The sequence below is a fragment of the Providencia sp. 2024EL-00732 genome (assembly GCF_044006275.1).
In the GTDB taxonomy this organism is placed as follows: domain Bacteria; phylum Pseudomonadota; class Gammaproteobacteria; order Enterobacterales; family Enterobacteriaceae; genus Providencia; species Providencia huashanensis.
Window position 1 is genome coordinate 86,059 of sequence record NZ_JBIPDG010000002.1, and the last position, 20,935, is coordinate 106,993.

20 protein-coding genes are annotated in these 20,935 nt (G+C 41.4%); 6 read left to right on the forward strand and 14 right to left on the reverse strand.

Annotation, left to right across the window (positions count from 1 at the left end):
- Positions 1-155 precede the first annotated feature (155 nt).
- The 4 genes from ACHB7C_RS05500 to hutU all read right to left on the reverse strand — a co-directional run bounded on the left by ACHB7C_RS05500 (position 156) and on the right by hutU (position 5,915).
- Positions 156-1,595 (reverse strand): cytosine permease, encoded by a 1,440-nt coding sequence (locus ACHB7C_RS05500; RefSeq protein WP_042846304.1) that lies wholly within the window; start codon positions 1,593-1,595, stop codon positions 156-158.
- A gap of 274 nt (positions 1,596-1,869) precedes the next feature.
- Positions 1,870-3,009, reverse strand: a complete 1,140-nt coding sequence (locus tag ACHB7C_RS05505; protein WP_042846305.1) for an acyl-CoA dehydrogenase family protein — start codon at positions 3,007-3,009, stop codon at positions 1,870-1,872.
- On the reverse strand, positions 3,006-4,190 hold the full coding sequence (locus ACHB7C_RS05510) for a CaiB/BaiF CoA-transferase family protein (protein WP_042846307.1): 1,185 nt from the start codon (positions 4,188-4,190) through the stop codon (positions 3,006-3,008). Before ACHB7C_RS05510 ends, ACHB7C_RS05505 begins: the two co-directional genes overlap by 4 nt.
- Positions 4,191-4,247: 57 nt before the next feature.
- Positions 4,248-5,915, reverse strand: coding sequence for a urocanate hydratase (hutU, locus tag ACHB7C_RS05515; protein WP_042846308.1), 1,668 nt, complete (start codon positions 5,913-5,915; stop codon positions 4,248-4,250).
- 568 nt (positions 5,916-6,483) lie between these two features.
- Here hutU and ACHB7C_RS05520 point away from each other — a divergent pair.
- Positions 6,484-7,383, forward strand: coding sequence for a hypothetical protein (locus ACHB7C_RS05520; protein ID WP_198860926.1), 900 nt, complete (start codon positions 6,484-6,486; stop codon positions 7,381-7,383).
- A gap of 72 nt (positions 7,384-7,455) precedes the next feature.
- Here the strand turns inward: ACHB7C_RS05520 and livF are convergent, their stop codons facing one another.
- The 5 genes from livF to ACHB7C_RS05545 all read right to left on the reverse strand — a co-directional run bounded on the left by livF (position 7,456) and on the right by ACHB7C_RS05545 (position 12,339).
- Positions 7,456-8,157, reverse strand: a complete 702-nt coding sequence (livF, locus tag ACHB7C_RS05525) for a high-affinity branched-chain amino acid ABC transporter ATP-binding protein LivF (RefSeq protein WP_042846311.1) — start codon at positions 8,155-8,157, stop codon at positions 7,456-7,458.
- Complete coding sequence (livG, locus tag ACHB7C_RS05530) at positions 8,157-8,936, reverse strand: high-affinity branched-chain amino acid ABC transporter ATP-binding protein LivG (protein ID WP_048606117.1); 780 nt, start codon at positions 8,934-8,936, stop codon at positions 8,157-8,159. The genes livF and livG overlap by 1 nt, the downstream gene beginning before the upstream one ends.
- Entirely contained in the window at positions 8,933-10,204 is a 1,272-nt protein-coding gene (locus tag ACHB7C_RS05535) for a high-affinity branched-chain amino acid ABC transporter permease LivM (RefSeq protein ID WP_042846314.1), read from the reverse strand. The genes livG and ACHB7C_RS05535 overlap by 4 nt, the downstream gene beginning before the upstream one ends.
- On the reverse strand, positions 10,201-11,127 hold the full coding sequence (gene livH / locus ACHB7C_RS05540) for a high-affinity branched-chain amino acid ABC transporter permease LivH (RefSeq protein WP_042846319.1): 927 nt from the start codon (positions 11,125-11,127) through the stop codon (positions 10,201-10,203). Before livH ends, ACHB7C_RS05535 begins: the two co-directional genes overlap by 4 nt.
- Before the next feature lie 102 nt (positions 11,128-11,229).
- Positions 11,230-12,339, reverse strand: coding sequence for a branched-chain amino acid ABC transporter substrate-binding protein (locus tag ACHB7C_RS05545; protein ID WP_042846321.1), 1,110 nt, complete (start codon positions 12,337-12,339; stop codon positions 11,230-11,232).
- Positions 12,340-12,718: 379 nt separating this feature from the next.
- On the opposite strand from ACHB7C_RS05545, the gene panM reads away from it, so the two are divergent.
- Both panM and ACHB7C_RS05555 read left to right on the forward strand, forming a co-directional pair.
- Positions 12,719-13,144 carry an aspartate 1-decarboxylase autocleavage activator PanM gene (gene panM / locus ACHB7C_RS05550; protein WP_042846322.1) on the forward strand — a complete coding sequence of 142 codons (426 nt, stop codon included), beginning with the start codon at positions 12,719-12,721 and terminating at the stop codon, positions 13,142-13,144.
- The gene (locus ACHB7C_RS05555) at positions 13,131-13,517 is read left to right on the forward strand and encodes a VOC family protein (protein WP_048606112.1); all 387 of its coding nucleotides are present in this window, start codon (positions 13,131-13,133) and stop codon (positions 13,515-13,517) included. Before panM ends, ACHB7C_RS05555 begins: the two co-directional genes overlap by 14 nt.
- 131 nt (positions 13,518-13,648) lie before the next feature.
- Here ACHB7C_RS05555 and rpoH read toward each other — a convergent pair whose 3' ends face one another.
- The 4 genes from rpoH to ftsY all read right to left on the reverse strand — a co-directional run bounded on the left by rpoH (position 13,649) and on the right by ftsY (position 18,579).
- A complete protein-coding gene (gene rpoH, locus ACHB7C_RS05560; protein ID WP_042846326.1) occupies positions 13,649-14,524 on the reverse strand; it encodes an RNA polymerase sigma factor RpoH in 876 nt (291 codons plus the stop codon).
- Positions 14,525-14,780: 256 nt separating this feature from the next.
- The gene (ftsX, locus tag ACHB7C_RS05565) at positions 14,781-15,758 is read right to left on the reverse strand and encodes a permease-like cell division protein FtsX (protein ID WP_042846328.1); all 978 of its coding nucleotides are present in this window, start codon (positions 15,756-15,758) and stop codon (positions 14,781-14,783) included.
- A complete protein-coding gene (gene ftsE, locus ACHB7C_RS05570) occupies positions 15,751-16,416 on the reverse strand; it encodes a cell division ATP-binding protein FtsE (protein WP_042846331.1) in 666 nt (221 codons plus the stop codon). Before ftsE ends, ftsX begins: the two co-directional genes overlap by 8 nt.
- Before the next feature lie 6 nt (positions 16,417-16,422).
- Positions 16,423-18,579 (reverse strand): signal recognition particle-docking protein FtsY, encoded by a 2,157-nt coding sequence (gene ftsY, locus ACHB7C_RS05575; RefSeq protein ID WP_395346679.1) that lies wholly within the window; start codon positions 18,577-18,579, stop codon positions 16,423-16,425.
- 276 nt (positions 18,580-18,855) lie between these two features.
- Between ftsY and rsmD the strand changes: the two genes are divergently transcribed.
- Positions 18,856-19,437 carry a 16S rRNA (guanine(966)-N(2))-methyltransferase gene (gene rsmD, locus ACHB7C_RS05580; protein WP_048606105.1) on the forward strand — a complete coding sequence of 194 codons (582 nt, stop codon included), beginning with the start codon at positions 18,856-18,858 and terminating at the stop codon, positions 19,435-19,437.
- 10 nt (positions 19,438-19,447) lie between these two features.
- Entirely contained in the window at positions 19,448-19,744 is a 297-nt protein-coding gene (locus ACHB7C_RS05585; protein ID WP_198860928.1) for a DUF1145 family protein, read from the forward strand.
- 4 nt (positions 19,745-19,748) lie between these two features.
- Here ACHB7C_RS05585 and ACHB7C_RS05590 read toward each other — a convergent pair whose 3' ends face one another.
- Entirely contained in the window at positions 19,749-20,099 is a 351-nt protein-coding gene (locus ACHB7C_RS05590) for a DUF2500 family protein (protein ID WP_042846338.1), read from the reverse strand.
- A 120-nt stretch (positions 20,100-20,219) separates the two neighbouring features.
- On the opposite strand from ACHB7C_RS05590, the gene ACHB7C_RS05595 reads away from it, so the two are divergent.
- A complete protein-coding gene (locus ACHB7C_RS05595) occupies positions 20,220-20,849 on the forward strand; it encodes a lysoplasmalogenase (protein ID WP_042846339.1) in 630 nt (209 codons plus the stop codon).
- The last annotated feature ends 86 nt before the right edge of the window (positions 20,850-20,935 follow it).

Sequence of the window (20,935 nt, forward strand, 5' to 3'; positions counted from 1 at the left end):
TCCTATCCAATTCTTCAACGATTGGCTTATATAAAGAGGATTCAAAATCGTTTTTAGGTTGAGAGAAGCCCTAGCAGTGAAAAATTCACTACTATTGGCTTTCTCAATTATCTTTTAAATAAATCTGTTAATAATTAAATAAGGGGTATTTCACATTATTTTGTTGTAGGTAATATCAATTTATCAGCAACAGACATTGGCCATTTTTTTATCGCGATATAATAAATAATACTGGTTGCAACTAAACCGACAATCCATGAAATATCAACACCACCCAGTTTTTCAACTAAAGGACCGGTATAGAAACCTGTTGAAATAAAAGGTAATTGGATCAATACCCCAACAACATAGGTCACGATCCCTACTTTATTCCAGCGACCATAACGGCCATCAGGGTTTGCAAGTTCAGGTACATCGTAGCGACCTTTTGTCACCCAATAATAATCCACTAGGTTTATCGCACTCCAAGGAGTGAAAAATGCCAGTAAAAATAATAAGAAAGAAGAGAACAGTTTTAGAAAAGAATGTTGCCCTGCCAACCCTAAAGCTGTCGAAAAACTCACCATCAGAATAATGAAAAATAACCGCTGCCCACGAGAAATTTGGCTTTTACCACGGAAGCCACACCAAATCGCAGCCATCGACATAAAACTACCGTAAGCATTTAGAGCCGTTATTGTGACCTTACCAAAGAAAATACTGATATATAACAACGCCGCAATTAACCCTGTACTACCTAAGCCCACAATATAAGCAACTTCATTACCCGCAAATTTATTCCCTGCAAGGGCCGCCGCAAATACACCTAAAATCATAGAGGCTTGCGTACCAATAACAGTCCCTGCACCTACTGCCATAAATGCTTTAATTGTTGGCGTTTTTGTCGGTAAATAACGCGAGTAGTCCGCAACATAAGGGCCAAATGCAATTTGCCAAGATGCTGATAATGACATGGCTAATAAAAAGTGCGTCCAATCAAAATGACGATTTTCCAGTAATACCGAAACATCATTCATATAAAACAGACGGAAAAATAGATAAAAGAACGTAATCACTCCAATCACGCTCGCTGCTTTTCCGAGAATATGAATAATTCGGTAGCCACAAATGGTGATCCCAATAATCACAGCACCAAATATTAAAATCCCCATCCAGTCACTTACATGCATAAGCTGACCAACCGCTTGCCCCGCTAATACCGTGCCACTGGCAGAGAACCCAACATACATCATGCATACTAATAAAATAGGGATAACGGCACCGTATACCCCAAACTGCACACGGCTAGAAATCATTTGTGGTAACCCCAGCTTTGGCCCTTGCACTGCATGCAAAGCCATTACTGAACCACCTAGCAATTGGCCAATAAATAAGCCGATTAATGACCAGAACACGTCCCCACCAAGTACTACAGCTAATGCACCGGTTACAATTGCTGTTATCTGCAAATTAGAACCGAACCAAAGTGTAAATTGACTCGATAAGGTGCCATGGCGTTCAGACTCAGGAATGTAATCGATGGAACGAGCTTCGATTAGTGGTACATTCTCCTGCCGACTTTTTTGCCCTGTCGCGATGTCGTTTGATACTGTCATGGTAACTCCTCTTTAAGCAAGGCTGGCCTAAAGAATGAACCAATTAATCGTAATGAACCCGCAATAACTACAATCGTAAGGTACAGTTATTAACCATTACGCTGGATGATGTTTTATCTATTATTCACCCACAGTAACTAATTGAAATACATTCTTAAACCTGATTGTTGTTGTGTTTTAATTCCATGATCCTGTTGTCAGGTAGTGCTCCTATGCTGCCTTATGAACGAGTAGCCGCCTGTCCCGCCTACTCGCTCATTATTTTTAAAATAAATTAAATCGCATCTAAAACCGCACGAGAAATAATGATCTTTTGGATCTCCGAAGTACCTTCAAAAATCCGTAAAATTCGTGCATCACGTACATAACGTTCTAATGGAAGGTCACGAATATAACCATACCCACCATGAAGCTGTAATGCAGCATCAGTCACGAAACCAGCACATTCAGCAGCAAATAATTTTGCTGTGGCTGACTGCAAGCTAAAGCGCTCTCCTGAATCACGTAACTCAGCGGCGCGCCATGTCAACATACGTGCAGCTTCAAGTTGCGTGTGCATATCGGCGATACGCCATTGTGTCCCTTGGTATGCAGCTAATGGTTTTTTACCAATTTGACGTTCTTTGACCCAACCTAAAGCACTTTCCATCGCTGCCCGAGCAATACCGAGCGAGGTTGCTGCCACTTCGACACGGCCTTTATCTAGTACTTCCATTGCCGTATGAAACCCTTTATTTTCCTCACCTAATAAGGCAGATTCAGGTAGCCAACAATTTAAAGCTAATTCATAAATCGTACTGCCACGTAGCCCCATGGTTTTCTCTGGCTGTGAAAAGGCTACGCCTTCTGTGCCTTTTGGGATCATAAAAGCGCTGATCCCGCGGGCTCCTGCCTCAACATCTGTTTTGGCATACAACACGATAAAATCGGCTTCTTTAGCATTGGTAATATAGTGTTTGTTACCTCGGATACGCCAGCCGCTGTTTTCACGTGTAGCGACTGTTCGCATATCGGCTGGGTTAGAGCCAGCAGCTGGTTCTGTTAAACCGAATGCTCCTAACATTTCACCTGTTGCCGCTTTCGGTAGCCAATATGCTTTTTGTTCTTCCGTTCCCCCCACTAAAATTGAATCTGTTGCTAGGAAATGGGCTGTTAATGCAGATGAGGTAGATGCACAAGCTGCCGCCACAGCCTCAACAACCCTACTCATCGCAATACTACCAATACCAAAACCACCATACTGTTCAGGTAAATTAATCCCCCAGCACCCCATTTCTCCCAACGCTTGTAGACTTTCAGCACAGAACGTTTCGGTTTCATCATAGCGTTGTGCATTAGGTTGCAAAATGTCGTGACATACTTTTTCTACTGCATCAACAATTGCCTGTTCAGTTTCATTAATTTCAAAGCTCATAACATTGTCTCCGCATTTTTAGTTGTTGTTTTCGCTGGCTTATAAATAGCATTTGCCTCACCTAATACAGGGGCTCGTAATGTTGAATGTGGCTTATTACCATTGAAAAAAACGGGCTGAGAAATCAACGGGGTACCACCATCATTTAAATAAGTGAGTACTTGACGTACTTGTGCATGCTCGCTCTGTGTTGCTTGCTGTAAATCATGGATTGGTGAAGCCGGTACCCCTGCGTTTAACAATAAATCACACACTTCTTCAACGGTTTTTTGGCAAGTCCAGCTTTCGATCTCTTTTCTTAAATCCGCTTGGTGTTGCGTTCTGGTGGGGTCATCAAAATAGCGGGGGTCCTGACAAAGCTCAGTTTTCCCCATGCACTCGCAAAAACGTTGAAATAGTTTTTCACTGGCAATCGCTATTACCACTAAACCATCTTTTGCATGGTAAGTATCAAATGGCGTAGAAACAGGATGGCGATTCCCAACTAAACTTGGTGCTTTATTATGAGCAAATAAGTTTGAAAGCCCGGTTAATTGCATACTCAGTAACACATCAACCATAGCAACATCAATGTATTGTGCCGCCTCATTGTGTCGTTCTCGGGCAAATAACGCGCTGCTGATCGCCCATGAAGCAAACATACCAGCACAGACATCTCCGATAGATTCGCCACTACGCGTTGGCCCCGTTTCAGGGAACCCTGTGACACTCATTAAACCTGACATCGCTTGTGCCACAATGTCATACGCAGGGTAACTTGCTAATGGGCTGTTTTGACCAAACCCTGAAATACTGGCATAGATTAATTTAGGGTTATGATTTTTTAAGCTATCAAAATCAATACCGAGCCTTTTAGTAACACCGGGGCGGAAGTTTTCAACAACAACATCGCTTTCTTTAACTAATCGAAAAAGAATAGCGCGGTCTTCATCCGCTTTAAGATCCAGCTCAATGCTACGTTTCCCACGATTAATCAAGCCGTAATAAACGCTTTCACCATCAATAAAAGGCCCTAAATGGCGGCTATCATCACCATGATTAGGCACTTCAATTTTAATGACTTCAGCACCAAGATCAGCCATCATACCGGTGCAATAAGGACCCGCTAATACACGGCTTAAATCGATCACTTTGATCCCTGCCAGTGGCCCTTGTTTTTTCTGAATTGATGCAGCATTCATACTGAATTCCTTATTATTCCAGAATGTTGCCGGCTCAACAGTCGCCGGCAAACAACATTACTTAACCATTGGCAAATTAAGCCCTTGCTGTTTGGCGCAGTTAATTGCAATGTCATAACCTGCATCCGCATGGCGCATAACCCCCGTTGCTGGGTCATTATGTAAGACACGAGCTAAACGCTTATCGGCAGCATCTGTTCCATCACAGACAATGACTACGCCTGAATGCTGAGAAAAGCCCATACCCACACCACCACCATGGTGTAAGCTAACCCATGTAGCGCCTCCCGCAGTATTTAATAATGCGTTCAATAGCGGCCAGTCAGAAACGGCATCAGAACCATCTTTCATTGATTCTGTTTCACGGTGCGGGCTTGCCACTGAACCTGAATCTAAATGATCACGCCCAATCACAATAGGTCCTTTTAATTCGCCACTTTTCACCATTTCATTAAAAGCTCGGCCTAACCTTTCTCTATCTTTTAACCCTACCCAACAGATGCGTGCTGGCAGACCTTGAAAAGCAATGCGCTCACGGGCCATGTCTAGCCAATTATGTAAGTGCTTGTCGTCAGGCAATAACTCTTTGACTTTTTGATCGGTTTTATAAATATCTTCGGGGTCTCCCGATAAAGCGACCCAACGGAATGGACCGATCCCTTCACAAAATAATGGTCGAATATAAGCAGGAACAAACCCAGGAAAATCAAAGGCATTACTGATACCTTCATCCTTAGCCATTTGTCGAATATTGTTACCATAGTCAAAAGCAGCAGAGCCACGTTTTTGCATTGTCAACATGGCATCCACTTGAACCGCCATACTTTTCTTAGCAGCTTTCGTGACCTCAGTTGGAGCGGTTTCTTGTTTTTCTCGCCATTGATTTAATGACCAGCCTTGAGGTAAATAGCCATGAACAGGGTCATGAGCACTCGTTTGGTCAGTCACAGAATCAGGGGTTATATTGCGCTTGACTAACTCACTGTAAATATCTGCGGCGTTACCTAATAGCCCCACAGATACCGGCTTACCTGTCGCTTTTGCTTCTTCAATGTATTGCAATGCTTCATCGAGTGAAGTGGCTTTTTTATCCACATAACGGGTTCTTAAACGGAAGTCGATACGGCTTTCATCACATTCAACCGCAATCATGCTAAAACCGGCCATCGTCGCGGCTAAAGGTTGCGCTCCTCCCATTCCACCGAGCCCTCCCGTTAAAATCCAACGACCCGCAGCATTGCCATCAAAATGTTGTTTTGCAAGTGAAACAAAAGTCTCATAGGTACCTTGAACTATCCCCTGAGAACCAATATAGATCCATGAACCCGCGGTCATCTGCCCATACATCATCAAACCTTTACGATCTAACTCATTAAAGTGCTCCCAATTCGCCCAATGTGGAACAATATTTGAGTTGGCAATTAGTACACGTGGAGCATCTGGATGAGTAGGAAATACTCCGACAGGTTTACCTGACTGAACTAACAAGGTTTGGTCGTCTTCCAATGTTTTTAATACTTCTAAAATTTTGTCATAACATTCCCAATCACGGGCTGCACGACCGATACCACCATAAACCACTAAGCTTTGAGGGTGCTCAGCAACATCGGGGTCTAAATTATTTTGGATCATCCGGTACGCGGCTTCAGTCAGCCAGCTTTTACAGGCTTTTTCACTGCCTCGTGGAGCGCGGATCACTCGAGTTAAGTCTGTACGGTTTTGCATGGTTGTATCCCCTATCATCCATTTTCAATTAACTTTAAATTAACAATTTTCTACGGTGATAATCTACGAGATACCTTGTTAGCGACAATTCACCTTTATTTTCAGGTCAGTTAACTGATTTAAAATCAATATATTAAATCAATATCAACGTGCTCGAGACTATCTATTCATTGAAATCATTTATCTTGCATTCAAATATATATACATTTAATTCACAAAGTATATACATTTAAATTTGAATTTTTATACGAACAGTGGAAAAAGGGGAGTCAGAAAAGTTATACAACAACAAGTAGCTCTCTGTTTCTATGGAAAAAGTTGTATATACATTTAATTTTATACATAGAAACAAGCAAATAGCTGAAATGGGAGATACTTCACATTCCGTAAAAATAGAAAAATGAACAGATAACACGGCTAGAACTCACTCTAATGAGATAAGCTCTTCACAAAACAGGTCACTTATAAAAGATAAATACCAAATTAATAGTTATCTATTTTTGCAATACATTAAATTTAGGGTGGGATAATCTACCCTAAATTTAAATATATTACTAAGTGACCCTTTATGACTAAAATTACTAAGAATATTGTCTATTCCCCCGAAAATACTCACTGTATAAAAAATAACAGCTCGAATAAAAAATCACTCCCAAGTTCTATTCACAGAATTAAAATAGCGTTAGGATCAATTTTAGAATCATTCAGGTTATCAATAATAAATAAAAGAAAACAGACATTAAATAATAAAAGTAAAATTATTTCCCTTAAGCAATACTTTAAGAATCTTAGTAAATATAAAAAAGAAATTATTCATGATAAAAATTCAACTTCAATTATATTAAAAACTAAAATAGAAAGATTTACTCCAAATAGTGATGATAAAACGACATCTACCGCTCTGGGTCACATTCTTGAATCTGATGGATTTACTTTTGATAGGGAACTATCTGATAAATTCAACAAAGATTTCAATAGAATGAATGTTTATTTACACACCCCATATCGCCAAGAAAACACAGTAAATATTAAAGATGCAAGAGTTCTTACTGCAAAATTCGGTTCAAAAAACGCACAAATAATATCACAAATCACTCATCAAGGCTTTCTTGCCGACCCGCTCACTCGTTTACATAAAATAAACAAAGATGATAATTATATTATAGGAAATAACGCTATAGATACAATCCCAAATGATGAATCAATTGATGATATGAGAACTAGTTTTACGATTAAAGAAACAGAAAATGGCGATTGTATCATTACGGCTAATAAAAAATTTAAATATATAAATGTAACTACTAGTTTTGGTCGTGAATTGCCAAACTTATTAATCTCAGTCGAAAGAAAAACCTATTTAACTAAACGTGACGACGGCACACTTGAATTAATGAATAATAATAATGGTGTTTTAAAACATATTAATGATAATAAAGATAAGCTTAAAATTACTATTATAAAAAAATAATACAGAAAGCATTGGTATTAAATACTTCGAGCTATTGCACTCCCACAGCCCGAAGTATTTAATATATTCTCACTAACCGCCTAAATAAGCATTTCTGACAGCCTCATTGGCTAACAAGGCTTTTCCACTGTCTTCCAGGACAATACGCCCATTTTCCAGTACATACCCGCGATCAGCGAGTTTCAAAGCTTGATTAGCATTTTGCTCAACAAGGAAAATGGTCATGCCTTCTTCCCGTAGCTGTTGAATCGTATCAAAAATTTGCATAATAATAATCGGAGCCAACCCTAGTGACGGCTCATCGAGTAACAACAATTCAGGCTGACTCATTAAAGCACGCCCTATGGCAAGCATTTGTTGTTCCCCACCTGACATCGTCCCCGAGCGTTGGTTTCGACGTTCATAGAGCCTTGGAAATAGCGTATATACTCGTTCAATACGTTCTTGATACTCTTGGCGATTAGCGAAAAATCCCCCCATGGCGAGGTTTTCTTCTACCGTCATACGAGAAAATACACGCCGCCCTTCTGGCACTAATGCAATATCTTCACGCATAATTTTCGATGTAGGTAATTGAGTAATATCCACACCTCGGTAGATAACTTGGCCTTCAGATGCTCGAGGGTCGCCACACAAGGTGCTTAATAAGGTTGTTTTCCCTGCACCATTAGCACCAATTAGGGTCACAATTTCACCCTTTTGAATATTTAAGCTGATCCCATGCAGTGCTTGTATCTTCCCATAGTGAGTAGAAACTTTTTTAAACTCTAACATCAGTAAGCTTCCCCCAAATAGGCCTTAATCACATCTGGATGTTGGCGAATTTCATTTGGTGTACCATTGGCTAATGGCGTACCTTGATTCACAACATAAATACGGTCTGAAATCCCCATCACTAATTTCATATCATGTTCAATTAATAAGATAGAAACATTATGATGGCTGCGTAATTCAGCAATTAATTCATCTAAGTCATTAGTTTCTTTAGGGTTAAGTCCTGCTGCGGGTTCGTCTAACATCAAAATTTCAGGGCGAGTCACCATACAGCGTGCGATCTCTAAACGTCGTTGTTGCCCATACGCTAAATTACCTGCTTGCCGATTAGCAAACGGTAATAGGTCAACTCGCTCCAACCATTTTACCGCATTATCAAGAGCTTCTGACTCTGCACGGCGAAAACCTGGAGTCTTTAAAAGACCAGAAAAAATACCACTTTTCAAATGTTGGTGTTGCGCAACAAGTAGGTTCTCAATGACAGTCATTTCTTTGAACAACCGCACGTGTTGAAAAGTTCGGATAACCCCTAAACGCGCGATAGCTTGCCCTGATAGGCCTTCAAGGTGTTTATCATGGTATAAGATAGTGCCACTAGTCGGCTTATAAAAGCCAGTTAAGCAGTTAAAAATGGTTGTTTTCCCTGCGCCGTTAGGCCCAATTAAGGACACTATTTCACCCTGATTAATCCCTAGTTCGACATCATTAACCGCAAGTAAGCCACCAAAACGCATGGTTAAGCCACTGACCTGTAATAAAGGGGAAGTTAATTGACTCATGCGCCCTCCCCTTCAGGTACTTTTTTAACCTGCATTTGTCGACGTTTCATTGGTAATAAGCCTTGTGGCCGCCAAATCATCATCAATACCATCAATGCCCCCAATAACAACATGCTGTATTGGTTAAGGTCACGCATCATTTCCCTTGATACAACTAAGATAATAGCGGCTAAAATCACCGATGTTTGCGAGCCCATTCCCCCAAGTACAACAATAGCCAGTACAAATGCAGACTCAACAAAGGTAAATGACTCTGGGCTAATAAACCCTTGTCTTGCGGCAAATAATGTCCCCGCAAACCCCGCAAAAGCGGCACTAATAGTAAAAGCGGTTAATTTAATTCGCGTTGGACTCAAGCCTAGTGAGCGACATGCAATTTCATCTTCACGCAACGCTTCCCACGCACGGCCTAACGGCATTCGAAGCAGCCGATTAATGATAAACAGCGTCAATACAACTAGCAGTAGCGCGACAAAATAGAGAAAAATAATCCGATCACCAGGGCTATAATCTAACCCAAAAAAGTTATGGAATGTGTCCCATCCCTCTTTTGCTGTACGGCTAAACTCAAGACCAAACAATGTAGGTTTAGGTAACTGGCTAATCCCATTCGGCCCACCTGTGATCTCAGTATTATTGAGTAATAAAATACGTACAATTTCCCCAAAACCGAGCGTCACAATCGCAAGATAGTCACCTCTTAATCTCAGAACAGGGAAGCCTAGTAAAAAACCGGCTAATGCCGCGGTTAACCCTGCAATCGGTAAACTTTCCCAGAAACCAAAACCATAGTAATGATTTAATAACCCGAAAGTATAAGCGCCGATCGCATAGAAGCCTGCATAACCTAAAACCAGTAAACCAGAAAGGCCAACAACAACGTTTAACCCCAACCCTAACATCACATAAATTAGTGTTAAAGTCGCAATATCAACACTTCCACGTGAAACTAGAAATGGCCAAATAATTGCAGCAATAATGATTATGACCGCTAAGATTTTCTGTTTTGTTGTGGAACCATCAAAATCAGGAATAGACCAAGCTTTCTTAGGAACGCCTTTCCATACTTTACTTAACGTTGGGCGGACAAGCTGGTACACAAAAATGACGACAATCCCTGCAAGAATCCAATTCCAACGAACAGAATCTCCCATTGTGACAACCAGTTTTGTTCCATCAAGTGTAAGTTGCATCCCCATCATAAATAACGCCAGCACAAAAAAAGTGGCTGAGGCTACAATAGCGTTAATCCAATTTTCTTTTCTCATACTTTTTCGACCTCCGGGCGTCCCAGAATGCCGGTAGGCATGATTAATAACACACCGATTAATAAACCAAATGACACGACATCTTTGTATTCAGTGCTCAAATATGCAGAAGTCATCGCTTCAGCCACACCAAGAATTAAACCACCTAGCATGGCGCCAGGAATACTGCCTATTCCACCTAATACTGCTGCCGTAAAGGCTTTCATCCCAGCCATAAAGCCAATATATGGGTTAATAACACCATAAAATTGCCCTAACAAAACACCGGCTACTGCGGCCATTGCAGCACCAATAACAAAAGTTAACGAAATGACTCGGTCGGTATTAATGCCAAGTAAACTCGCCATTTTTAAGTCTTCAGCACAAGCACGACAGGCTCTTCCCATCTTTGAATAACGAATAAATACGGTTAACGCCAGCATCGCTAGCAGTGTTACCACCCATATTGTTAACTGCATTTTCGTAACTGTTGCTGCAAAACCATCACTTTCACCGAGCACCCATTGCCCTGTAATTAGGCTTGGTAACGCTAAGTCCCGTGAACCTTGTGACAAACTGACATAGTTTTGTAGAAAAATAGACATTCCGATCGCCGAGATCAATGCAATTAAACGTTTAGAATGACGTACAGGCCGATAAGCAACACGCTCAATACTCCAACCATAAGCACTGGAAACAACGATCGCGGCAACAAATGCCGCAGCGACTAAGATCCAGCCAACGTCAATCCCAAGCATCATTAAGCCTGCGATCACAATAAAAGAAACATAGCTGCCTATCATATACACTTCGCCATGAGCAAAGTTAATCATACCAATGATGCCGTACACCATGGTATAACCTATAGCGATGAGTGCGTAGGTGCTGCCAAGAGTCAATCCATTAAGGAATTGCTGAATAAAATAAAGAATTTGATCTGACATAAGACTATCCTTTCGAACTGCTTGTCCTATATAGAGAACAGAAGCCGGAAGAAAGTGACTCTCTTCCGGTTCTTATTCACTACTTTGGAACACGACTCGCGACTATTTTACAGAGGTGGAAGTCCCATCTTTGTGCCATTCAAATACACCAAACTCGAAACCTTTCAAGTCCCCGTTTGGCTGCCAGCTTAGCGTTCCCATTACAGTTTCAACTGGATTTGCTTTCAAATCTTTGACTAAATCTTCAGGCTCAACACTACCTGTACGCTCCATTGCCGTAGTTAAACCTTGGATAGCAGCATAAGTTGTCCACACAAATGGCCCTGTTGGATCTTCTTTTTTCGCTTTAATTGCATCAACAATAGGTTGGTTAGTGGCAACTTGGTCATAGCGCTTTGGTAATGTGACTAGCATCCCTTCCGAAGCATCACCAGCGATATTCGATAATGACGAGTTACCAACACCTTCAGGCCCCATAAAACGGATGTTTAGACCAGATTGCTTCGCTTGGCGTAAAATTTGCCCCATTTCTGGGTAATAACCACCGAAGTAAACAAAATCTACGTTTTCTTTTTTCAGCTTCGCCACTAATGCTGAAAAATCTTTGTCACCAGCGGTAACCCCTTCAAACATCACTTCTTTTACACCAGCTTTATTGAGGTTTTCACGAACAGAGCGCGCTAAACCTTCACCATACTGCTGTTTATCGTGTACCACAGCGATACGAGTTGGCTTAACCTCATCTAAAATATATTTAACTGCGGTAGGCCCTTGGTCAGAGTCTAAACCCGTCGTACGCAATACCATTTGGTAACCACGGGTAGTGAGGTCGGCGTTCGTTGCCGCAGGGGTGATCATAATCACGCCTTCATCTTCATAGATATCCGATGCAGGCTGAGTAGAAGAAGAGCACAGATGACCAATAACATGGCGAATACCATCATTGATTACTTTATTGGCAACTGCAACTGCTTGCTTCGGGTCACAAGCGTCATCGTATTCAACTGCAACTAGTGTATTACCATTAATGCCACCTTTTGCATTAATATCTGCAATAGCTTGACGCGCTCCTGTAAATTCCATATCACCATATTGAGCCACTGGCCCTGACATTGCGCCAACAACCGCAATTTTAATTTCCTTTGCCCATCCCGCAGAGCTGAATGCCATCGCGATACAGCCCGCTAATAATGCTTTATTCATATTCTTCATTTTATCGTCCCCGTCTTCATGGTTCTGAGTGTTTGTATTTGATTTGTAGTAGATTATTATGGTTGACAGGTACAATGCCTGATATTTCAAAATACAGCGAATAAGGCTATATATTTCATAACATTAAACAAGATAATTATGCTAAATAGCAAATGGATATGGTAGGTAATTACATTAGATGCAGAATAAAAAACTAATGTGTTTAAGTGGTTTTTATGTAAATACCAGTGTTATATTCTAGTTAAATTTAAATTAATCCGAGCTAAACTCGGAAAATTAAGTCGTACCAAATTTTTCTCTCTAAAACCTAAAAATCAGTTGTAGATCACTCTGGCAGGATCAGTGACTGCAACCCTTACAGGGAAACGGACAAAACATCATGAGACTCACTATTATCCCTTTGGTCATTCCTACTGAACAGCAATACCTAGACTTACATAAAATCTGGCCTGACCAGAGCCAACATGAACTTACTGAAATACTTAAAACTGGGGAACAGTTTTATGCTGCTCGCTTTAATGAAAGGTTACTTGCAGCCGCTAAAGTGAGCGTTGACCATCATCATGCCATTATTCGTGATTTTTGTGTTCGTGAGGCGACTCGTCGCAGAGGTGTTGGCTTATATTTAATGCAAGAAATTTTCCGAGCTCATCCTGATGTAGAACACTGGCAGTTCAATTTCAGTCATGTTTTGCCACAAGAAAAACAACACATGCAATTATTTTTAACCGCCTGCGGGTTTAATGCGACAATACAACCAGACGTATGGGAAAAACAGATAGGCTACCTACATGAAGTTAAATAAAATCCATCATGTTGCGATCATCGCCTCAAATTTTGAAGTCAGTAAAGATTTTTACTGCCGTATTTTAGGTTTAAACTTACTAGCACAATACTACCGTGCTGAAAGCCATTCATGGAAAGCAGACTTAGCTTTTGGGGAACATTATCAAATTGAATTATTCAGTTTTATTGATCCACCAGCAAGGTTGAGCTACCCCGAAGCAGCAGGGCTTCGCCACCTTGCTTTTAGTGTTGATAACTTAGATAAATGGGTCGCTTATTTAGCAAAACAAGGGGTGACTTGTGAAGAAATACGGATTGACCCTTACACTCAAAAAAGATTCACGTTTTTTGCTGACCCTGATGGCCTTCCATTAGAGTTGTATAGCGACTAAGAGTAGGTTGTTTGCCTATTTATAAGGCCAGAAATAAAAACAGAATATAAGATGTGATTATCTGCATTTATACTCCATTTTATTGAAGACAAATGCAGATAATTATTTACCGCAGTTTATTTAACAACAAATTACATCTCGTCGTCATCTTCTTCCATGGCTAAACGCAGTTTTTTCATGGCATTTTTTTCTAACTGACGAACACGCTCAGCTGATACACCGTACTTATCAGCCAGTTCTTGCAACGTCGTTTTGTTGTCATCATCAAGCCAGCGTGCCCGAATAATGTCTTGGCTGCGCTCATCTAAGGAATCTAATGCATCAGATAGCCGATCAGTCGCGTGACTTTCCCAGTTATCATCTTCAATGGAACCTGCAAAATCCGATGATTTATCCTGCAAAAATAAGACTGGCGCAATTGGACCGCCGAAATCACCGCTATCGTCGTCATCTGACATATCAAATGCCATATCCTGTGCGGCCATGCGAGATTCCATTTCGCGGACATCTTTCGTGCTTACTCCAAGTTCTTCAGCAACCATATCCACTTCTTCTTGATTAAACCAACCAAGACGCTTTTTATTTTTTCTTAGATTAAAGAATAGCTTACGCTGAGATTTAGTTGTTGCAACTTTTACGATACGCCAATTGCGTAACACATATTCATGAATTTCTGCTTTGATCCAGTGAACCGCAAAGGAAACTAAGCGAACACCAACCTCAGGATTAAAACGACGCACCGCTTTCATCAAGCCGATATTTCCTTCCTGAATTAAATCCGCTTGCGGCAAACCATACCCCGCATAACTACGAGCAACATGAATAACAAAGCGCAAATGCGACAAAATAAGTTGCTTGGCAGCATCCAGATCACCGTGGTAATGCAGCCGTTCAGCAAGTTCCTTTTCTTCCTCAGCGGTAAGCATCGGGTAAGCATTAGCCGCCCTAACATAGGCTTCAATACTTCCTTGTGGAACAAGAGCTAAGGATTGCATATCTTTGGTCATTCAGATCCTCTATAAACAAAATGGAAAACAGATTGGTTTGATGTCGATAACCGTATTGGTTAATCATGAAGTAAACATAGAGTTTAGCAGTTTAACGGCATTAAATAAATTATATACAGGAATTGTTAACAGTAGGTCAATATAAGACAAAACAATCCAGACTAAGTTCACTTTTAAAATAAAGACCTAATAAAATCAAGGGCTAATAAGCATTCATTACCCATAGCCCTCGATAAAAGCCACTAAAAACAATCTATTACTCTGGTGTAAAATGACGTAAATGTTGAAGTGTCGCCAACCATGCTGCAACCCAACCTACCATTGCAGATAATAAGAGGATCAATAATGACTCTTCCCACAATAGCCCTTCAATATTAAATTGAGTCCCAAACACACTTGCGACTTGCGCAACACCAGCCGATAACTGCCAAACCAGTAAGAAGGTCATAATTAAGGAGATTATGGCGCCTAAAGCCCCTAAAAAAAGCCCCCCATTTAAAAATGGCCGCATGATAAAACCATCAGTTGCGCCGATCAACTTCATCACATTGATCGTATCTCGTCGAGCAAAAATATTTAGCCGCACACTGTTACCAATTACAAGGAACAATGACACAATCATTAAAATACCAATCACGGAAGCAATGCTCCCCACCAAATTGGTTAATGATGCTAAACGCGCAAACCAGCTATCATCCATGCGAACTTCTTCAATACCATTCACTTGACTGACCCGGTCTCGAAGTGTGGTCAGTACCGTTGACCCTTCAAAGTCAATTTTTGGCGTTATGATCGCCACCGCAGGCAATGGGTTTTCTTCAAGCATATCAAGTGCGGTACTAAAACCAGACCAGCTACGAAATTCGCTCATTGCTTGGTCCCTTGAAAGGTAATTAACGTTTTCCACACCTTCAAGAGCCTGTAATTGAGTCACCACATTTTGACCACCTTGTTCATCAAGAGATTTATCCAGATAAACTGTGAGTTGTGGTGTTGGATACCACTGTGCTGCTGCTTGTGAGACGTTTTTCCACACAATATAACAAAGGCTTGGTAAAGCGAGTGAAATCGCTATCACCATCACCGTTAAAAAGGTGGCTAAAGGTTGCCTAAGCATATCGGCAAGTGCATTAAGCCATGAATAACGCCATTGCTCACGCCACCCGCCCTTTAGTGCTTTACTTTTCGATTGCATGGTGCGTTCTGGCCTGCCTTTACGGACATTCTTAGCCATGTTGACCTCCAAGCATGCGGCCTTCACTAAGTGTAAGAACACGATAGTTACGACGTTCAATCAATGCAATATCGTGTGTTGCCATTAATACCGTCACGCCAACGCGGTTAAACTCTTCAAATAAACGCATAATACCTTCCGATAGCTCGCCATCAAGGTTACCGGTTGGTTCATCCGCGAGTAACATCGTTGGTTTGTTCACCACGGCTCGTGCAATACCCACTCGCTGCTGTTCCCCACCAGATAATTGGATAGGGAAATTTTTCGCTTTATCCAATAACCCAACTTTATCCAATGCAGCAGAAACGCGCCTACGAATATCTTCTGTACTCGCCCCAGAGATAATCAATGGCATCGCTACGTTATCATAAACAGTTCGATCAAATAGCAGGTGGTGATCCTGAAAAATCATGCCGATCTGCCTGCGCAGAAATGGGATCTCCCGATTCTTCAAGCGGCTAATATCGTGACCATTAAACAAAATGTGGCCCGCACTTGGGCGCTCAATGCCACATATTAGTTTAAGTAACGTACTTTTACCTGCGCCTGAGTGGCCTGTTAAAAATGCCATTTCCCCAGGTTGAATATGAAAATCAACCCCTTGGAGAGCTTGGCGGCCACCGCGATAAGCTTTACTAACGTGTTCAAAGCGGATCATCGAAAATTATTCCTCTCGGGCAAATAGAGCCTCGATAAAGTCATCTGCTTTAAATGGACGTAAATCTTCAATACCTTCACCAATACCAATGTAACGAATTGGAATACCAAATTGGTCTGCAATAGAGAAAATTACCCCACCTTTTGCTGTGCCATCGAGCTTAGTCAATGTGATACCAGTCAAACCAACAGCTTCATCAAAAAGTTTGGCCTGACTTACCGCGTTTTGTCCAGTACTCGCATCTAGCGTTAACATAATTTCATGCGGTGCGTTTTCATCCAATTTTTTCATCACGCGAACAATTTTCTTCAGTTCTTCCATTAAGTGTGATTTATTTTGTAAACGCCCTGCAGTATCAGCAATTAAGACATCAGCACCTTTAGCTTGCGCTGATTGAATTGCATCAAAAATAACTGAGGCTGGGTCTGCACCGGTGTGTTGAGCAACCACAGGGATTTTATTACGTTCACCCCACACTTGGAGTTGTTCAACCGCTGCGGCACGGAAAGTATCCCCCGCAGCTAACATGACGCTTTTCCCTTCCGACTGGTATTGACGTGCTAATTTACCAATCGTGGTTGTTTTACCCACTCCATTAACCCCAACCATTAGAATAACATAGGGTTTTTTATCTTCGATCTCGAGTGGTTTATCCACTTTCGCTAAAATATCAGACATTTCCTCACGCAATTTGCCATATAAAGCCTCAGCATCTTTCAGGTCTTTACGGCTAGCATGCGCGGTGAGGTTATTAATAATTTTACGAGTGGTATCTACACCAACATCTGCAATTAATAATTGTTCTTCAAGTTCATCAAATAGGTCATCATCAATTTTCTTACCAGAAAATAACCCCAAAAAGCCTGAACCTAAATTTTGACGGGTCTTCAATAACCCTTTCTTTAGCCTAGCAAAGAAACCCTCTTTTTTGGGTTTTTCTTGTTCTGTTGGCGAATTATTTTTTTCTTCTTCTAAACGTAAGCGCTCGGCTTCGGCTTCTTGGCGTTCACGTTCTGCTTGCTCTTCCGCTAACCGTGCTGCTTCAGCTTCTTGGCGCTCACGCTCTGCTTGTTCTTCCGCTAACCGTGCCGCTTCGGCTTCTTGGCGTTCACGTTCTGCTTGTTCTTCCGCTAATCGTGCCGCTTCAGCTTCTTGGCGTTCACGCTCTGCTTGTTCTTCCGCTAACCGTGCCGCTTCGGCTTCTTGGCGTTCACGTTCTGCTTGTTCTTCCGCTAATCGTGCCGCTTCAGCTTCTTGGCGTTCACGCTCTGCTTGCTCTTCCGCTAACCGTGCCGCTTCGGCTTCTTGGCGCTCACGTTCTGCTTGTTCTTCTGCTAACCGTGCCGCTTCAGCTTCTTGGCGTTCACGCTCTGCTTGCTCTTCTGCTAACCGTGCCGCTTCAGCTTCTTGGCGTTCACGCTCTGCTTGCTCTTCCGCTAACCGTGCTGCTTCGGCTTCTTGGCGCTCACGCTCTGCTTGTTCTTCCGCTAACCGTGCTGCTTCGGCTTCTTGGCGTTCACGCTCTGCTTGCTCTTCCGCTAACCGTGCTGCTTCGGCTTCTTGGCGTTCACTTTCTGCTTGTTCTTCTGCTAACCGTGCTGCTTCGGCTTCTTGGCGTTCACGTTCTGCTTGTTCTTCCGCTGCTTTAATCGTCGCTAAATCAGCTTGACGCTGTTGTTCTAAAGCCTCTTCTGCAGCCTGAATAGCGGCTAATTCTGCTTGGCGCTGGCGCTCCATTTCGACTTCAGCCACACGCATTGCCTCAGCTTCCAAACGCTCACGCTCCGCCTGCTCTGCTATGAGCCGTGCTTCTTCTGCCTTTTGGCGTTCAAGTTCTGCTTGTTCTTGGGCTGCCTGAATCGCCGCTATTTGTGCTTCACGCTCTTTTTCTGCTTGCTCAGTTGCTGTTTCAATTGCAGCTTGCTGTTCCTCATACTGACGCTGAGCTTCATCTTCAGCCGCTTTAATGGCAGCCTGCTCGGCTTGATGTTGTCGTTCTGCTTCTGCGGTTGCGATATCTATTGCAACTTCTTGCTCTTGCTGCTGTTTTTCAGCTTCGTCAGCCGTATTTGTTTGTTGATGGTCTGTTTTCTGAGTATCTTCTTCATTTTTACGACCAAACCCCAACCATGAAAAGAACCCTTTTTTCTTGTCTTTAGCCATTTGCCACTACACTCCTCGCGGTAAAAATATGGCACTCGATAATTAAATCGCGATAAAATTACATCCAGTCTACCATTTCATCGCTCAGCAACACATATCTGAAAGAAAAATCCTGAAAATTTAATCTAAATTTGGGTGTTAAAACTGTGAAAATAAAACGCTATAATTGAAATCCAACCAATAAGGAATAACAACACTGCAACTTATCGTCTGACAGGTATACAATAGTAACAATCAATTTTAAGTACATAAACCAGCTAAGTAGCAATAAATATTATGGCAAAAAAACCACAATCAGCCCCTTTAGGGCAAATTCGAATTATTGGTGGAAAATGGCGAGGTAGAAAACTACCTGTTCGCGATAGTGAAGGCTTACGCCCAACAACAGATAGAATAAAAGAAACCTTATTTAACTGGTTAATGCCTGTTATTCGTGATGCTCGCTGCTTAGATTGCTTTGCAGGAAGCGGGGCTTTAGGCTTTGAGGCTCTTTCTCGCTTTGCCCAGACTGTAACCTTTATTGAGCTTGATAAACAAAACGCACAGCTATTAGCCGAAAATAAAACCCGCTTGCAAGCCGATAATGCCTCTGTTGTCAATAATAATACCCTTAATATACTAAACCAATCAGGGGCCCCTTTTGATGTGGTTTTTATTGACCCACCATTTCGAAAAGGGTTACTTAATGAAACCATTCAATTATTAGAAAAAAACCAATGGTTAGCAGAGGAAAGCTGGGTATACATTGAGTCAGAAGCGGAGTCACCACTTACTGACATTCCAGCGAATTGGCAACTTCACCGCGAAAAAATAGCTGGGCAAGTTGCTTATCGTCTTTTCATCCGAACTTTACTTTAGGGAAAAAAACATGTTTATTAACATTGGACGCCTGCTGATGATTTGTGTTTGGGGCTTTATGGTATTTAACCTTATTCACCCATTCCCTAAGCCACTGAAATACTTTATGGATATTGCAATGGTGTTTATGGTTTTCATGCATGCACTGCAAACTATCTTTCTTAAAGCGACCCTCCCTAAAGGGGAGAAAATCTCAGGTTTAGTTCAACTACGAATTTTCTTTTTTGGGGTTTTTGAAATGCTAGCTATGCAGAAAAAAACCAAAGCCACGTTGGAAGAAGCAAAGAAAAAACAGTCCGGCCAATAAGGCCCTAGGCTGGCTCAAAACGAACAAACCGCGTACCTTGCATAATAAGTTTACCTTCGCGGCCTAACTCAACGTCTTGGTATTGTTCTTCCGTTACAATAGTTTTGATTATTTCACCACTTGATAGCGTTTTGAAATAAATTTCATAACGAAAAGTTTCTGGAGAGACAACATCTCGCTCTCTAGAACGCATGTTAGGGTAAGGGTAATCTTTTTTATTATCGACTTTAACTAAATAAGTCACAGGCAAAGAGTTATCATTAATTTCATTTTGCTTGCGTTGGTCAAAAAAGCGCTTTGTTGCTAAAACAGCAATGATCGCAAGAACGATAATCAGTAATATTGGCTTATTCATAATGTGAATTTTGTTTAAAAAGTCAGTAACTGTAGTTTATCTTATTTATATAAATAGGACACGTTATCTAAGTAACCTAATCACTGTAGTTTCACTCATTGAACTTATAAGGATATGTGTATGATTAGTTGGCCATTCCTCGCTGTACTCTTTTCCGGTTGGTTGTATGTCGATGCAGCCTATCGAGGACCAGGGTGGCAACGTTGGTTATTTCGCCCTATTACACTGCTACTCTTACTACTCTGGGGGTGGAGTTCTGAGGATTTAAATATTCAAAACTACCTGATTTTAGCAGGCCTATTAGTTTCTCTAGTAGCGGATCTTTCTCGCATGTTATCTAGTGAACGCTTACTAACTTCAGTCGCATTGATGTTCTTGAGTTACCTGATTTATACCATTAGCTTTGGGATGCAATTAAATTTTGGCCTATTCTTACCTTGGCTAGCTGTCCCTCTGATTATTGCAGCCGTTACTCTTGTTTTCATTTGGGGAAAGCTCGAAAATCTACAGGCTATTGTTTTTGCGTCGTTAATCATGTGTATGATTATGGCATGGGTCGCAGGTGACCAGTACTTTGGGCTAGCTCGTGAATATAATTTTTCCATTATGATAGGGGCATCACTACTGTTCTTATCTAACTGTGTTTGGCTAATAGCACATTTCCGTATTCCATTTAAAGCCTCAAAAGCCGTTGTTGCCGCGCTCTATTTTATTGGACAATTCTTCATTGTTCGTGCCATTTATCTGTAACAACAACTCATTCAAGTCTCACGCCAATTGATAAAAAATGCTATTTGAGAATTTTATCAATTGGCACCTCTCTTTTAGTTTGACTC